General features: G+C 44.9%; 15 protein-coding genes. 10 read left to right on the top strand and 5 right to left on the bottom strand.

The annotated features are described in order from the left end of the window. Positions 1 to 109: 109 nt before the first annotated feature. Positions 110 to 322, bottom strand: coding sequence for a 50S ribosomal protein L31 (rpmE, locus tag L2730_RS10480; RefSeq protein WP_012156969.1), 213 nt, complete (start codon positions 320 to 322; stop codon positions 110 to 112). 179 nt (positions 323 to 501) lie between these two features. Then, positions 502 to 1,239 carry a FimV/HubP family polar landmark protein gene (locus L2730_RS10485; protein WP_248974552.1) on the bottom strand — a complete coding sequence of 246 codons (738 nt, stop codon included), beginning with the start codon at positions 1,237 to 1,239 and terminating at the stop codon, positions 502 to 504. 106 nt (positions 1,240 to 1,345) lie between these two features. Here L2730_RS10485 and priA point away from each other — a divergent pair, with 106 nt between their 5' ends. The 10 genes from priA (at position 1,346) to tsgA (ending at position 12,069) form a co-directional block, all read left to right on the top strand. After that, the gene (gene priA / locus L2730_RS10490; protein WP_248974553.1) at positions 1,346 to 3,541 is read left to right on the top strand and encodes a primosomal protein N'; all 2,196 of its coding nucleotides are present in this window, start codon (positions 1,346 to 1,348) and stop codon (positions 3,539 to 3,541) included. Positions 3,542 to 3,666: 125 nt separating this feature from the next. Next, on the top strand, positions 3,667 to 5,412 hold the full coding sequence (argS, locus tag L2730_RS10495; protein WP_248974554.1) for an arginine--tRNA ligase: 1,746 nt from the start codon (positions 3,667 to 3,669) through the stop codon (positions 5,410 to 5,412). Positions 5,413 to 5,422: 10 nt separating this feature from the next. Further along, entirely contained in the window at positions 5,423 to 5,992 is a 570-nt protein-coding gene (locus L2730_RS10500; RefSeq protein ID WP_248974555.1) for an SPOR domain-containing protein, read from the top strand. Between the two features lie 213 nt (positions 5,993 to 6,205). Beyond that, entirely contained in the window at positions 6,206 to 6,979 is a 774-nt protein-coding gene (locus L2730_RS10505; protein ID WP_248974556.1) for a hypothetical protein, read from the top strand. After that, complete coding sequence (locus L2730_RS10510; protein WP_248974557.1) at positions 6,976 to 7,335, top strand: hypothetical protein; 360 nt, start codon at positions 6,976 to 6,978, stop codon at positions 7,333 to 7,335. The genes L2730_RS10505 and L2730_RS10510 overlap by 4 nt, the downstream gene beginning before the upstream one ends. Before the next feature lie 193 nt (positions 7,336 to 7,528). Beyond that, on the top strand, positions 7,529 to 8,053 hold the full coding sequence (hslV, locus tag L2730_RS10515) for an ATP-dependent protease subunit HslV (RefSeq protein ID WP_248974558.1): 525 nt from the start codon (positions 7,529 to 7,531) through the stop codon (positions 8,051 to 8,053). A gap of 50 nt (positions 8,054 to 8,103) precedes the next feature. After that, positions 8,104 to 9,429: an ATP-dependent protease ATPase subunit HslU gene (hslU, locus tag L2730_RS10520; protein ID WP_248974559.1), complete on the top strand. Its 1,326-nt coding sequence runs from the start codon at positions 8,104 to 8,106 to the stop codon at positions 9,427 to 9,429. Between the two features lie 100 nt (positions 9,430 to 9,529). Continuing rightward, positions 9,530 to 9,922: a gamma-butyrobetaine hydroxylase family protein gene (locus L2730_RS10525; RefSeq protein WP_248974560.1), complete on the top strand. Its 393-nt coding sequence runs from the start codon at positions 9,530 to 9,532 to the stop codon at positions 9,920 to 9,922. Positions 9,923 to 10,104: 182 nt separating this feature from the next. Next, entirely contained in the window at positions 10,105 to 10,809 is a 705-nt protein-coding gene (gene deoD, locus L2730_RS10530) for a purine-nucleoside phosphorylase (RefSeq protein WP_248974561.1), read from the top strand. Between the two features lie 90 nt (positions 10,810 to 10,899). Next, positions 10,900 to 12,069, top strand: coding sequence for an MFS transporter TsgA (tsgA, locus tag L2730_RS10535; RefSeq protein WP_248974603.1), 1,170 nt, complete (start codon positions 10,900 to 10,902; stop codon positions 12,067 to 12,069). A 38-nt stretch (positions 12,070 to 12,107) separates the two neighbouring features. Here the strand turns inward: tsgA and L2730_RS10540 are convergent, their stop codons facing one another. The 3 genes from L2730_RS10540 to L2730_RS10550 all read right to left on the bottom strand — a co-directional run bounded on the left by L2730_RS10540 (position 12,108) and on the right by L2730_RS10550 (position 14,445). Next, on the bottom strand, positions 12,108 to 12,779 hold the full coding sequence (locus tag L2730_RS10540) for a Crp/Fnr family transcriptional regulator (protein WP_248974562.1): 672 nt from the start codon (positions 12,777 to 12,779) through the stop codon (positions 12,108 to 12,110). Between the two features lie 88 nt (positions 12,780 to 12,867). After that, positions 12,868 to 13,923: an MJ1255/VC2487 family glycosyltransferase gene (locus L2730_RS10545; RefSeq protein WP_248974563.1), complete on the bottom strand. Its 1,056-nt coding sequence runs from the start codon at positions 13,921 to 13,923 to the stop codon at positions 12,868 to 12,870. 9 nt (positions 13,924 to 13,932) lie between these two features. After that, positions 13,933 to 14,445: a phosphatase PAP2 family protein gene (locus L2730_RS10550; protein ID WP_248974564.1), complete on the bottom strand. Its 513-nt coding sequence runs from the start codon at positions 14,443 to 14,445 to the stop codon at positions 13,933 to 13,935. Between the last annotated feature and the right edge of the window lie 70 nt (positions 14,446 to 14,515).

Raw genomic sequence — 14,515 nt, forward strand, 5'->3', positions numbered from 1 at the left:
TACAATTATAATCTAATCACTCACAAGAGCTGTCGATACTAAAAACTTAATCTCAGAATAGCAAAAGGCGCCAATAGGCGCCTTTTTAAAATTCAATGTAGAAGTAAAATTACTTCTTACCAAGTGCACCAAAGCGCTTGTTGAACTTATCGATACGTCCGCCAGTATCCATAACTTTCTGGGTACCAGTGTAGAATGGGTGACATGCACCACAAACGTCTAAATGTAAGTCTTTACCTACAGTAGAGTTAATTTTGATAACGTTACCACAAGTACAAGTTGCAGTGATTTCTGCATAATCAGGATGAATGCCTGCTTTCATTGGAATTACCTCAAGTTTAAGGCCATGTCGCTCTTCCAACCCGAAGTCGGACACCACATGCAGTTAATAGATAGTTTAGGGCGCAGGATGATACAGTAACTCCCCCTGAGATTCAAGCGACCGGCAAATAAAAGTCCAAGTCGCTTGTGTCACGCTATTAACTTACGAAAGCCCTTGCGTTATAAAGGTTGATCCATCGAATCATAAAGCTCTTCAGCTGCAATCGCATCACTATACCTATCCAATATAGCCTGAGACGGACATTGTAGTTTTGCATCAGCTCTTAAGCCGTTAATGCTACTTTTTCTAAATGCTCTCGGGTTGGCATCAAAGATGGCCAGCATTGCGCCGTATGTACTAACGCCCCACACGTTAGACTGACGTAAACCAATGCGCCACAGTGTTTCGCTGCCATTAAAGCCGATGCTACAGTTGTCTTTTATGTTCACTTTAACAGTCGCTGTGCTTGCTGTTCGAGTACTGACAATCTCTTTACTATTCTTAACTGGCTGCTGAGTTTTAACTGGCACCGGTTTGCTAGAAACCTCCTCAACCACTTGGTTATTCACACTCCCAGCGTCAAATATGCTGAGTACACTCACTTCTCGCCAGCGGTTAATACGATGCTCTTTAACCACCAGTACCGCTTCGCTATCAACCACATCCTCCACACCGGTAATCAGGACCGAGAACTGGTTAAGAGGTTTGGCCACCAAACGTTCTTCACCAACTGATTGGCGTAAAAAGAACTGCACCTTATTCGGGTTTTTGTGGCTAGAAACAATATTGACCTTTAGCTTAGGGTAACCACCCAACTCAAACAGCCTTTGATTGATACTGACGTGAGAAACTTCTGCAATAACCGTTGTGCTAAATAGCGCTAACGTCACGAATGCTAATATTATTATTTTTTTCATCGTTTCCTTTCCTAGCATTGAATCCACATATTTAGTTAAATCTGACTAGCTCTGACTGACTCCCCTCGGTACACTAACGGCTTATCTCCTATCGAATTAGAGTTCTATGCCTTTGTTTGTTGAGGTCGCACTGCCCGTTCCAATGCGGCAAACCTTTAGCTACCAAGTACCAGACCATATCAACATCGCGCCTCAAAAAGGCATGCGAGTCCAAGTGCCATTTGGTCGCCAGCAATTGATTGGCCTTATTACTGCTGTAACAGATAGCTGTACCTTAACGCCAAAACAAATAAAGCCGCTGATTAGCATTTTAGACGATGCACCACTATTACCTGATTCACTCTATAAACTAACGGCTTGGGCTGCAAGATATTACTTCTGTAGCCTAGGACAAATGCTATCACAAGCGATCCCCGTCGCCCTTAGAAAAGGTGCCGAAGCCAAAGCTTCAACAGTAGGCTACTGGAGTTTAACTGATGCTGGGCGTGAGGCTGATGTCAATCAACTTAACCGCGCCCCCGCTCAACGAAAGCTGCTTAATACTCTAATTGAACGAGAATTAGAACAACACGAAATAACAACGTTAGAACTGAGTAAAGCTGCGCTTAAAGCACTGGAAGATAAAGGCTGGATTGCTAAAAAGTCACGCATCGGTACCGTTGATCTAAACTGGCGAACCGAACTTGAAATGACAGAGGATCCACACAGGCTAAACCCAGAGCAAGCCATCGCAGTTGCGACATTGACCCAACAATCAAATTATCACTGCACCTTGCTTGAAGGGGTAACAGGCTCAGGCAAGACAGAGGTTTATTTGGCGCTGCTTGAAACCATCCTTAAGCAGGGAAAGCAAGCACTCGTGCTGGTGCCAGAGATTGGTTTAACCCCACAGACAATTAACCGTTTTAGACGCCGCTTTAATGTCAAAGTCGCCGTCATTCATTCTGGCTTAACCGATAACCAAAGGCTAGATGCATGGCGTCATGCCAAAACAGGCGAAGCAGCCATTATCATTGGCACCCGCTCAGCACTATTCACCCCGATGGCGCACCCAGGGGTGATCATTTTAGATGAAGAGCATGACTCAAGCTTTAAACAGCAAGAGGGCGTAGGTTATCACGCTCGCGATCTAGCCGTTATGCGTGGTCATTTAGAAGATATTCCGGTGCTTTTAGGCACAGCAACACCATCGCTTGAGACATTACAGAATGCCCTTAGCGGCCGTTACCAACATCTGCAACTGGGCAAGCGCGCAGGTAACGCAGAAAAGGTGCGCCAAGGGATTGTCGATATTCGTAATCAACCACTGCGTTCAGGCATGTCACATGCTTTGCTTAATGAGATGCGCATTCATCTCGACGCTGGCAATCAAGTTATCCTATTTCTCAACCGCCGTGGTTTTGCTCCAGCGCTAATCTGTCATGAATGCGGCCATCTACATGAATGCGACCGTTGTGACGCCTTCTTTACTGTGCATCAAGCACTAGGGGAAATCCGTTGTCACCACTGTAGCAATCAATACGCTATCCCTAAGCAGTGCCACCAATGTGGTAGTACCATGCTGGCAGGCCAAGGCGTAGGCACCGAGCAACTGGCTAGCTTTTTAGAAAAAGAGTTTCCTAACCATCCAGTTGTGCGTATTGATCGTGATACCACCCGTAATAAAGGCTCACTAGAGGGCCACCTCAATGCAATCCATAAAGGTGAATATAAAATTCTAGTCGGCACCCAAATGCTTGCTAAAGGTCATCACTTTCCCGATGTCACTTTGGTCGGTTTGCTTGATGTTGATGGTGCGCTTTTTAGTGCCGACTTTAGAGCACCTGAGCGATTTGGTCAGCTCTATACTCAAGTATCAGGCCGTGCCGGCCGTGCAAACAAACCGGGCACAGTGTTACTGCAAACCCACCAAAGCGATAACGCTATGCTGCGCGAGTTGATGCACAAAGGCTACGGTGAGTTCTCACGTAATCAACTCAATGAACGTAAGCAAGCACTGCTGCCTCCTGCTTGGCACATGATCCTTATCCGCGCCGAAGCCCATCAAGCATCCGATGCTGATGCCCTGCTCAGTCAGATAGGTGCGCTACTGCCACAAAATGAAGAATGCGAAGTGATTGGCCCAATGCCAGCACCTCTTGACAGAAAAGCCGGTAAGTACCGCCGCCAGCTGTTGTTTCAAACTAAAAATCGAAACCAACTGCAACTAGCCTTTGAACAAGCATTGCCACAAATTGAGCAACTTCCGTTGGCTAAAAAGTGTCGCTGGAGTCTCGATCGTGATCCGCAAGATCTACTCTAAATCGAGTTTATTTAAACTAAAGCAGAAAAAGTTCGCTAGAGGATAGTAATTAGGTGCCACAAGCGGCTAAAATAGTCGGTTACTCCTATTATTTTTCACTACTTGTAAGTGCCGATTAAACGCCAATGAAATCACATACTCAATCTTTACTCGCTGAATCGTTAAATGCCCTTAAACAACAAGGTGTTGTTCCTGCTGATTTTGAAGCCCGCATTCAAGTAGACCGAACCAAAGATAAGAGTCACGGTGATTTTGCGACTAACTTGGCAATGATGCTAACCAAAGCCGCACGCAAAAATCCGCGTGAAATAGCCCAACTGATCATCGATAACCTGCCTCAATCTAGCCATGTAGAAAAGGTAGAGATTGCTGGCCCAGGTTTCATCAACTTCTTTATTGATGACAACGCACTCGCTAATCAATTAATGGATGCGCTAAAGAGTGACCATTTAGGCGTGACCTTGCCAGAATCACAAACAGTGGTAGTTGACTACTCGTCGCCAAACCTAGCAAAAGAGATGCATGTTGGTCATTTACGTTCGACCATCATTGGTGACAGCGTAGTACGTTCGCTTGAGTTTATGGGGCACAATGTTATCCGCCAAAACCATGTGGGTGACTGGGGTACTCAGTTCGGTATGTTACTGGCTTACATGGAAGAACTACGTGCAGCCAATGGCGAACAAGCACAAATGGAGCTTTCAGACTTAGAAAACTTCTACCGCGCCGCTAAGGTGCGTTTCGACGAATCAGAAGATTTTGCCAACCGCGCCCGTAAGCTTGTGGTTTCATTGCAATCTGGCGATGAATACTGCAACAAACTATGGCGTGAATTTAACGATATCTCCCTCAGCCATTGCCATGAGATCTATGAGCGCTTAGGTGTTAGCTTAACCCGCCAAGATGTGCGCGGCGAAAGCTCATACAATGATGACTTAGAGCAAGTGGTTGCTGATTTAGATAGCCAAGGTCTACTGTCGGAAAGTAATGGCGCTAAAGTTGTCTTCCAAGAAGAGTTCAAGAATAAAGAGGGCGAGCCTCTACCTGTTATTATCCAAAAAGCAGATGGTGGCTACCTATATGCCACCAGCGATATGGCTGCGATGCGTTACCGTTCAAACGTATTAAAAGCGGATAGAGCGCTGTATTTTGTCGACCTACGTCAAGCACTGCATTTCCAACAAGTCTTTAAACTGGCTAAAACGGCTAAGTTTGTCCGTGAAGAGATGAGCTTTGAACATATGGGCTTTGGCACCATGAATGGCGAAGACGGTCGTCCATTTAAGACTCGCTCTGGCGGGGTAGTTAAACTTATCGATCTGCTTAAAGAAGCTGATACTCGAGCACTTGAGTTAGTTCGCAGCAAGAATCCTGATATGGATGAAGCTGAGCTTGCTGAGATTGCGCGCGTGGTAGGTATTGCATCGGTGAAATATGCCGATCTATCTAAAAACCGTACTAGCGATTATATCTTCAGCTTTGAACAGATGCTCAGCTTTGAAGGTAACACAGCACCATACCTACTTTATGCTTACACCCGTGTTGCTGGTATTTTTAAGCGCGCACAAGATGTTGACTTAAGCGATGCTAAAATCGTGCTTGAGCATGAAAAAGAGAAAGATCTTGGTACCAAGTTAGCCCAGTTTGGTGAAGTGATGAACCGTGTTGTGAATAAAGGTCAGCCGCATGCATTATGTGCTTATCTGTTTGAACTCGCGGGTGCATTCTCAAGCTTCTACGAAGCTTGCCCAGTATTGGCTGCTGACACCGAAGCGCAGAAGAAGAGCCGCTTACTACTCGCTCAACTAACAGCTAAAACACTTAAGCAAGGGCTTAACTTGCTAGGACTAGAAACCTTAGAGCGGATGTAATCGTAACACCATGACCAGTCGTGACTACGCAAACCGTAAACCCACGCGCAAAGGCAATGCCAAAAAGCGTGGGTCAAAAGGGAATCCGCCTAAGCGCTTCCCTGTATTAGTATTTATCATTACTCTTTTAGGTCTAGCAGGCTTTGGTTATCTTTTATGGCTGCTGAGCGATACTGACGATACCGTCGCTACGCCTGTGGTGGTAGAACAGCCTAAAAAGGCTGCAGTAAAGAAGGATCCAAACGCGCTACCGCCAGCTCCTGAAGAGGAGTGGACCTATCTTGAAGAGCTTGAGAATAAAAAGGTAGAAGTGGATCTGCCGGAAGTGTCAGACAAACCTAAGCGTCCTTACCAGATGCAGTGTGGTTCGTTTAGAAAAGAGTCTCAGGCTAATCAACTTAAAGCGATGATCGCCTTCCAAGGATTAGAAGCGCAAGTTCGCAAAGTTAAAGGCACCAGCGGTATTTGGTATAAGGTCGTTCTTGGTCCTTATGACAAGAAACGTGATGCAGAAAGACAACGTCACGTCCTGCAAAACTCTGGTACTAACGGTTGCCAAATTTGGTTCTGGGAAAGTTAACCCCCAAAACCTATTCGCTATTCTTAAGCGCTGCTCATGCAGCGCTTTTTTGTATCTTCAATAAATAGCTCTGCAGTAACCATCAGTCCCAAGAAAACTCCCCATGCCATAGAACACTGTGCTTTTAGTGCGATTGCCAAACCCTACTTCTACTTCACAATAATTCAGGTAAACTGCATTATCTAAACAAAGCAATGACTAAAAGGCTAGTTCATGCGCCACTTCTTACTTACGCTAAAATGGGCTTTATTAACAATCGTGCTAGCCCCAATTGCTTTGTACCTTATCTTATTGCTTATCAATATACGCGACGCTGCGCCATCTGAGCTGTCGCAGCGTTATCTAACTCAAATAGCAGAAATCGATAGCACCCTCGCTAAAAACCACAATGACAATGCTTATATCTTTGCATTAGGCTTTGGCTCCGCCAAAGATAAGTCACCAATAACAGTTGGGCTCAAATCTCTACATAATCTGCAAAATAAAGATGTTTCAAGTGTCGACAAAACACAGCAATACGCTCTGCCTAATTTGCCACTTGAAAACTGTTTAGCTGAAGATGATTTTGTTGCTGCCTGTAGCGCCAATCTCAAGAAAAACACTCATCTTAAAACCCTTTTATCTAACAACCGTTGGCGAATCAATCGCTATCAACAGTTACTGCAAATGAGCAGTTGGCATGACAGCCCTTCTTTCAATGCGGATATATCTGTGATGCCATTTAAAGCGCTGTTGCTGGCACAAAAGCTTTACCTGCTTGATGTTTATCAAAATATGGATAGCACTTCAGCACAATTTATCGCTGAGGCAATCGAGCAAGATATGCTTTTTTGGCAAAGGTTATCTTTAAACACCCACATATTGATCAACAAAATGGTCGGTGCTAGTGCAATATCTATCAACATGAAACTGGGTGAAGTCATTTTGGGACAGAAGAGAGTAGAGCAGATTGCCAAGTGTTGCCAATTAGCTGGACTAAACTATTGACAGCTAGTGTATTATCACTAGACAAGGTTAAGTTGGGCGAATGGCGTTATTTCACCAAACTCACCAATACGACTCTAGTCGATGATAGCAGCATAGATACAATGACGAAGGTGGTCACCTCTTTGTTACACCCTTTTATGCAAAACCAAGATACTGCTAACCGTTATGCCGCGATTTTAGTTGACTCAAATAACCTACCAGACTGTAAGTCCATCGATAATATTAGTAGCTATATCTACAACCCTATTGGGAAATACATTCTCTGTACTGGCGTTCCTTCATTCAACGCTCACCAAATAACCTTAGATAAACTAGAGCAACAAAGGAAAAACCTTATTACACGACTTAAGCACTAGTCGAGTCATAATCTGGTAAGACAATGCGACACTTGAGCATATATAAGTTTAAGTGTTGCAACTAACATAAATGGATTCACTCATAGAGCGCTGCAATCCAAGCTTCCCCCTTGATATTTATTCATCCATCCCCATATCGGTTATATCGTCAACCAGCAGGCACCTTGTCGCTGGCTAGAGAAGAGGATTTATCGTGACCACTATCGTATCAGTACGCCGTAATAACCAAGTTGTTATCGCCGGTGATGGCCAAGTTTCTCTCGGTAATACCGTGATGAAAGGCAATGCTAGAAAAGTTCGTCGTCTATACCACAATAAGGTATTGGCAGGCTTTGCTGGCGGTACAGCAGATGCATTTACTCTATTCGAGCGTTTCGAAGCCAAACTCGAAATGCATCAAGGTCATTTAATGCGCGCTGCGGTTGAAATGGCTAAAGATTGGCGCTCAGACAAAGTCTTGCGCAAGCTAGAAGCACTATTGGCTGTGGCTGATGGTGAAGCTTCACTAATCATCACAGGTAATGGTGATGTGGTTCAGCCTGAAAACGACTTAATTGCAATCGGTTCTGGCGGCAACTTTGCCCAGTCAGCAGCTACGGCTCTGCTAGAGAACACCGATCTTAGCGCGCTTGAAATCGCTGAAAAATCTCTGACAATTGCAGGTGACATTTGCGTGTTCACCAACCAATTTAAGACCATCGAAGAATTAAAGTACTAAGCAAATTTTCGCTTAATACTAAGACTGATGCTTAAGCATGAGGAAAGAATATGTCTGAAATGACACCCCGCGAGATTGTGCATGAACTTGATAGCCATATTATTGGGCAGCAAAAAGCCAAACGCTCTGTCGCTATCGCGCTGCGTAACCGCTGGCGCCGAATGCAGCTCGCTGCCGATCTTCGCCAAGAAGTGACTCCAAAAAACATTCTAATGATTGGCCCAACCGGCGTAGGTAAAACTGAAATTGCTCGCCGTTTAGCTCGTCTTGCAAAAGCACCTTTCATTAAAGTCGAAGCGACCAAATTTACTGAAGTCGGCTATGTGGGTAAAGAAGTTGAGCAGATCATTCGCGATCTAACCGACTCAGCCATTAAACTGACTCGTGAAGAGCAGATGGCTAAATGTAAGTTTAGAGCCGAAGAAGCCGCTGAAGAGCGCATTCTCGACGCATTACTGCCTAAGCCGAAGGAAGATTGGGACAACGAAAAGCCAAGCGATAACGCAACGCGTCAGGTGTTCCGCAAGAAACTACGTGAAGGTCAGCTCGACGATAAAGAGATTGAAATAGATATTGCAGCGCCGCAAGCTGGCATTGAGATCATGTCGCCTCCTGGCATGGAAGAGATGACTAATCAGCTACAAAGCATGTTCCAGAATATGGGACCAGGAGCGAGTAAGCGTCGTAAGATGCCGATTAAAGAAGCTCACAAGTTATTAATCGAAGAGGAAGCTGCCAAGCTAGTCAATGCTGACGATCTCAAAGAACAAGCGATCGAATTGGTTGAGCAGCACGGCATCGTGTTCTTAGATGAGATTGATAAAATTTGTAAGCGCGGCGAATCTTCAGGGCCTGATGTATCTCGTGAAGGTGTGCAGCGTGACTTGTTGCCTCTCGTTGAAGGTTGTACGGTTAACACTAAACACGGCATGGTTAAAACTGACCATATCTTGTTTATTGCATCTGGTGCATTCCAGATGTCTAAGCCTTCAGACTTAATTCCTGAGCTACAAGGCCGCTTACCAATTCGCGTTGAACTTGAAGCATTATCAGCAGATGATTTTAAGCGTATTTTGACAGAACCTCATGCATCACTGACTGAGCAATATGTTGCACTAATGGGCACTGAAGGCGTTAAGGTTGAATTTACCGAGTCTGGTATAGATGCCGTTGCAGAAGCTGCTTGGCAGGTGAATGAGCGCACTGAAAATATCGGTGCTCGTCGTTTGCATACTGTGATGGAGCGCTTGATGGAGGAGCTTTCTTATGAAGCCTCTGACAAATCAGGTTCCGTAACCGTTGTCGATGCTGATTATGTGAAAGCACACCTAGATAACTTGGTACAAGACGAAGATCTGAGCCGCTTTATTCTATAGTGTTATTACTAGCAAATGCTCAATGAGTGATAGCGGTTAAGGACTTTTAGGTGCTTAACCGCTATTCTGTTTTTAGACCCTATTACTTACTGGCAAACTTATGACCCAAGACAATAGCCCCAATGTTGAATCCTTAAAGTTGAAGCGTAAATCACGCCAGTTAGAGATGCAGTTTGATAATGGTGAAACCTATCAGCTTAGCTGCGAAATGCTGAGAGTTTACTCACCATCAGCAGAAGTGCATGGCCACGGTAATCCGGTGCTAGTTACTCACAAAAAGAACGTTAATATCTCAGCTATTGAGCCTGTAGGTAACTATGCGGTTAAGATTGTGTTTGATGATGGTCACGATACCGGACTGTTCTCGTGGAAGGTGCTGTATGACTTAGCCACCCATCAAGTAGACCTGTGGGAAAAATACCTCGCACGCCTGCGCGCTGAAAAAGCCAGTCGTGAACCGCTTATTGATATGGCAGTTAAATATCATAAGTAGCCGCTAGGCCAAGTCACACTCTACATAGTGACAATTTTACTTCACAAAAAAGGTGCCTAACGGCGCCTTTTTTGTGATCGAACGGCTGATATCGTGTATTAATCAGCCTATGCGGACTTATGTCCTCTACGGATCACTCTCTGGCTATTACTATCGGTTGTAATCAAAAAAGAGGATTACTCATGACTGCACATATCGATGGTAAAGCCGGTGATTTTGCCGAGACAATGATCATGCCTGGCGACCCACTGCGCGCTAAATATATTGCCGAAAACTTTCTAGATGACGCGGTCGAAGTGACCAATATCCGCAACATGTTTGGCTATACTGGTTTCTATAAAGGTCAGCGTATTTCAGTAATGGGACACGGTATGGGCATCCCCTCGATGGTGTTATACGCCCACGAATTGGTCACTGATTTTAACGTCAAGCGCATCATTCGGGTCGGCAGCCTTGGGGCTACTCAGCAAGATGTCAAAATTAATGATGTCATTCTAGCGCAAGCCGCTGGCACTGATTCGCCAACCAATGCTAAACGCAGTAGTGGTTACCAAATGGCGACATCAGCCACATTTGATCTACTACACAAAGCGTACTCGATCTCCCAGCAAAAGCAGATCAATGTCAAAGTGGGTAACGTATTCAGTGGCGACATGTACTACGACCCCGATGAAGATATGATCCCTGCGCTAGAGCGCTTTGGCGTATTGGGTGTTGATATGGAGGTTGCTGGACTATATGGCCTAGCCCACCATCTAGGGTTCGAGTCGTTAGCGATTCTAACGGTATCTGACCACTGCTTAACTGGCGAAGAGACCAGTGCAGAGGCCCGTCAGTTAACCTTTAATCAGATGATTGAGCTGGCATTAGAAACAGCCTGTCAGTAACACTTTTAAGCCGCATGATACTCGCTGTCATGCGGCTTAACTTTATAACGTTGAATATTTGATACAGCAAATTAGATCTAGGAACAGATGATGAAAAATAAAATATCCTTAACATTGCTCAGTTTTTTAGCCAACTTTGTCATGGCGGGCTTTGCGACCCAGTTTGGTATGTTAATTGAACCAATTGCAGAGAAGTTTTCAGCCAACGTTAACGAAGTGGCCTCGATTTTCTCGCTACTCAACGGCGGTGCACTCGCAGGTACCATTGCCGCCTTTTTCTTGATTGAAAAAATCGGTGTAAAGCGCATCACCCTTATAAGCTATTTCAGTATCTCACTCAGTGCTGCAGCGCTGCATTTCACCAGCTCACTTTCTGTGGTGATGATCGCCATGACCGTTATCGGCCTTTGTGGTGGCGTTGGCCTATGTATCGCTGGCACGATTGTGGTATCAGTTTGGAAAGACAAAATCCAAAGCACCATGCTAGTTGTACAAGATGCTACTTTTAACGTTGCAGGTGTGGTTTTCCCACTTATCACGACTTATGCATTAAGTAATGCGCTTTCTTGGAGCTACAGCTATTTAGCTGTGGGTATTGTCGCGTTGGCGACTGCCGCGATTGCGCTTGCGACTAACTTCTCACTGGTTGAAAGCCAAACATCAAGTGATACAGGCAAAGATGAATCAGAGTGGAACCTTGGCATCATTAGCGGTGGCCTAGGTTTGTTCCTTGGCATGCTGGCGCTATACACCTTCCTCACTTGGGCACCAATGTTCGTCAAAGAGAAATTTGATATTCCTTTTGAAGAAGCGGGTAATATCATCACCCAGTATTGGTCAGCAGCACTGATTGGTGCACTCGTATCAACAGTGATTGTATCAAGAGTGAAGATCCAGCATTTTATCATGGGGATGATTTCACTGGCGCTGATTATCACCGGTATGATTGTTACTACTGAGAATCTGGCTTGGATTGGCTACTTAACTTACGGTTACGGTTTTGCCTGTGCCGCACTTTACAACGCCTTTATCGCTTACGGTGTGTCATTTGTCAAAACAGCTAGCAGCCGTAATGTCTCTTATATCTTGATAAGTGGTAGTGCAGGTGCAATGTTCAGCCCAGCGATTAGCTCAATGTTTGAAAGCATCATTGGCCTACAAACAGTGATGTACGCCATCCCTGTTATCTACGGCTTAATTATCGCGATGTTGCTTATCTCTAATAAACAAAAAGCGGCGATGTCGACTCAAGCGGCTTAAGCTCTGATAAAGATAATCCCCAGGTTTATGCTTGGGGATTATTCTATAAAAGCCTTCAACCCTTCAAGATCGCAAATCACCAAGCCCTCTTTATCACGCTTAATTAGTTGCATATCTTCTAGTTTTTTAACCGCTCGGCGATAAACTCTATCGGTCGTAGCAAAACGCTCAGCCTCTAAATAGCACTTAGTAAACCCTTCAACAGGTTGGTCTTTCAAATACTGATGATAGAGATCGTAAGCGATATTGTAAGCGATGGGGTACAGCATTCTGCGGGTAAAAATATCAACGGTATCTTGATAATCTATTGCAATAGCACTAGCAAAAAACAGCGCAAACTGCGGTGTTTTCAGTAAGGCTTGCTGTAGTTTCTCACCATTGATAACCGTCAACTCTAATGGCTCTTCAGCAACAATATCCAGCTGGCACAAGTAGTCGGTAAAAAACTCCATCTCACCAAAAAGCTGAGAATCACAGGTCATAGTACCAAGTTGAAAGCTGCGACCGTTTCTGGCTGTGTAGCCCATAGAGATCCGCCCATGGGGCACCAAATACAAGTCGTTCACCTGCTGCCCCTGCTGCATTAGCTTATATTGAGCGGGAACAGTTTTTGTTTCGGTAATACACTCGCGCATGATCTGCTCGATGGCATCATGTTCTTGTTGCCATAACGCGTGAAAGCGTCCTTTTTCAAGTGGTTTTAGCTGCATAATAATATTGGTCGAGATAGTCGTTTGGCGAAAGACTTAACCAGTATACTCAAGTCACTTGCCAATATCCCTTTTTTAAAGTTACTGCTTAACCACTCTTTTTTTGCCAGCTTAATGGCAAATTAACTTGTGACCAAAGTGACTGACATAAAGCCTCTGGATCACGCCAGTCACCTTTAAGTATCCAGCTCACCAGTGCATCCCCAACCTCAGGATAACTAATAGGTTCAGGCATAGGCGCTTTTAACCAACGGCGTAACACTAGCGGCTCAAGACTCAACTTCATGCACTCTGCAGCGCCAAGTAGTTCAAGCGCCGCAACATTGGATAACTGTTCAAACTGGCCAAGCAAAGGTTTTATCAGTAACTTTTTACCTAACGTCAACGCCTCACTCGCCAACTCAAAACCAGCATTACCAATCACGCCGCCGCAGCGGGCCATCGCTGCTTTAAATCCCTCTCTATCGAAGCCATGCCACTTTATATGAGCAGGTAAAGTTTGCGGACTTCGACCAGCGTGATAAACCAAGAATGTGTAATCTGAAAATGGCATTAGAAAATCAACGATCGACTGCGGCGATTCGAAAGGTAGATATACCAGCACTTGAGATGGCAGCACCTTATCGATTTTATCTACCTCAACAAACGGTGGTAAAATAGGAAAACCAAAGTGATGCCAATGGCAGCCCAGTGCAATATCAACCGGAGCAAAGTAGTTCAGCATGGTTTCGTTAAACCAACTATCACCCGCTTTGGGAACCGCAAAATTTAACGCGGCTTGATGACTGATTCCTATCGAAGGTATCCCCTGATTCTTGGCCGCCCAAGCAGAAACGGGTTCGTAATCGTTAAGTACCAAGTCATAACTGCTTAAATCGAGATTTTTGACATCCTTAACAAATCCAAGCCATGCATTCATTTTTGCGGTCTGCGCCACATTGACTCGACCATTATGAGTTGCGAACGTCAGCCCTGATTGCACCCGGTATTGACCAAAACACTGCATATCAAAGAACTGTTCAGCAGAGCGGCCTGAAAAGAAAAAATCGACATCAACGCCCTGTTTTTGCATCGCTTTGGCCATCACTCTAGCGCGGCTTAAGTGCCCATTGCCCGTACCTTGTACTCCATAAAGGATTTTCAATGCTCTCTCCTAAAATAGCTGCTGACTCAGTACCACAGAAAACACACCGAGTGCCGCTCCAGCGACAATGTCTAGTGGGTAGTGAACCCCAAGGATGACGCGCGACAAACCAATACCGATTGCCCAAAGAGCAGCCATATAGAAAAGTTGTGGGTAGAGTAGATAGATACTGCTCGCCATCACAAATGCAGCTGCAGTATGACCTGATGGCAGACTGAATTTATCCGCGGGTTCAAAACGCGCAACACCGTCAGCCAAAGCATGGCAAGGTCGTTGTCTGCGGATGAGATTTTTAAGAATAAAGTACAGCGGCAGTTCAACCAAGTAGGCTGCTAGTAGCATGTTAAGCAAAGACTCGCCATTGCTGTCTAACAATAAAAATAGTAGCGCAACATAGAGATAAACTGGACCATTACCCGAGGAGGATAACGATAATGCTAATGGCTGTAGGCCATTGTCTTGGCCAAGGCGTACAACAAACTGATAGCCGTTTTTGTCTAACCTAGAAATTGAGGCGAACATTACAAGCTCCCAAAACATTGTTTGATAGCAAGCTATGAAATGTCCATGACGTCTGAGTGACAAACAGTCT

Source organism: Shewanella kaireitica, assembly GCF_023284045.1.
Classification (GTDB): Bacteria; Pseudomonadota; Gammaproteobacteria; order Enterobacterales; family Shewanellaceae; genus Shewanella; species Shewanella kaireitica.